This window comes from Dietzia sp. DQ11-38-2 (assembly GCF_014145055.1).
Classification (GTDB): domain Bacteria; phylum Actinomycetota; class Actinomycetes; order Mycobacteriales; family Mycobacteriaceae; genus Dietzia.
Genome location: NZ_JAALDW010000376.1, coordinates 1 through 935, shown reverse-complemented (window position 1 = coordinate 935; position 935 = coordinate 1). Strand labels below are relative to the sequence as shown.

The following is a 935-nucleotide window of genomic DNA, read 5'->3' as shown; positions in this document are numbered from 1 at the left end:
GGCGGGCCGGCCCCCTGTATCGGGATGGCCACCGCGCCCGGGATCGAGGGCCCGTGGACCCACGGCGGTGCGCCGATCGTCTGCTACGGGGCCGACGCGCCTTATCGGGATCTGGATCCGATGGACCCCGAGGTGGTGTTCACGGCCGACGGCCCGGTCATGTTCATGGGGAACTTCGAGGGGATCCACGCGGTGCGGATGAACCCAGCGGGGACAGCTCTGATCGGCGACCCCGTCCTGGTGGCCGGTACGGGCGTCGAGGCCCCCGCCATCGTCAGCCGCGAGGGCAGGACGCACCTGTTCACCAGTGCTGGACTGTGTTGCAACGGCGAGCAGTCCCAGTACCGGGTGTTGGGTGGCCGCGCCGACGACGTGATGGGCCCGTACTCCGATCGGCAGCAGCGCCCGTTGGTTCAGGGGCCGGGTGCCCCGCTGCCCGGCGACGTGATCCTGAAGGGTGACGCCGGCTGGGTGGGACCGGGTCACGTCGACGTGACCACCGACGACGCGGGGCAGGACTGGATGCTCTACCACGCCGCCCCCCGTGGCAGCGCCGTGCTCCCCAACGGGGTGCAGCGGCGCTACATGATGCTCGACCGCCTGGACTGGGACAGCGGGTGGCCCGTGGTCGGGGACGGAACCCCCTCCTCGACACGGTCCGCCGATCCCGTCGTCACCCTGCCCGTACGGCTCACTGCGGTCGGTGGAGCGGTGCTGCGGCCGGACCGGGACGGACAGGTGCTCGACGCCTCGGTGCGGATGGACTCGACGGGGTCCGCCTACTCCGGCGACCTGCGCGCCACACTGACCGGACCCGACAAGCGGCGAGCGGAACTGCCGATCCTCGCCGACGGACAGTGGCTGCCATCCGTGCCCGCGGCCGTCGGTGTGGGCGCGCCCGTGACCCGCGCGCTGACCCTGCGCCCCGCGGCCCC

At 72.7% G+C, this 935-nt stretch carries 1 protein-coding gene; it reads left to right on the top strand.

The window, feature by feature from the left end; all coding sequences use genetic code 11:
- Positions 1-24: 24 nt before the first annotated feature.
- The coding region (locus G6026_RS12630) for a family 43 glycosylhydrolase (protein WP_241728068.1) at positions 25-935 on the top strand (911 nt) is incomplete at its 3' end.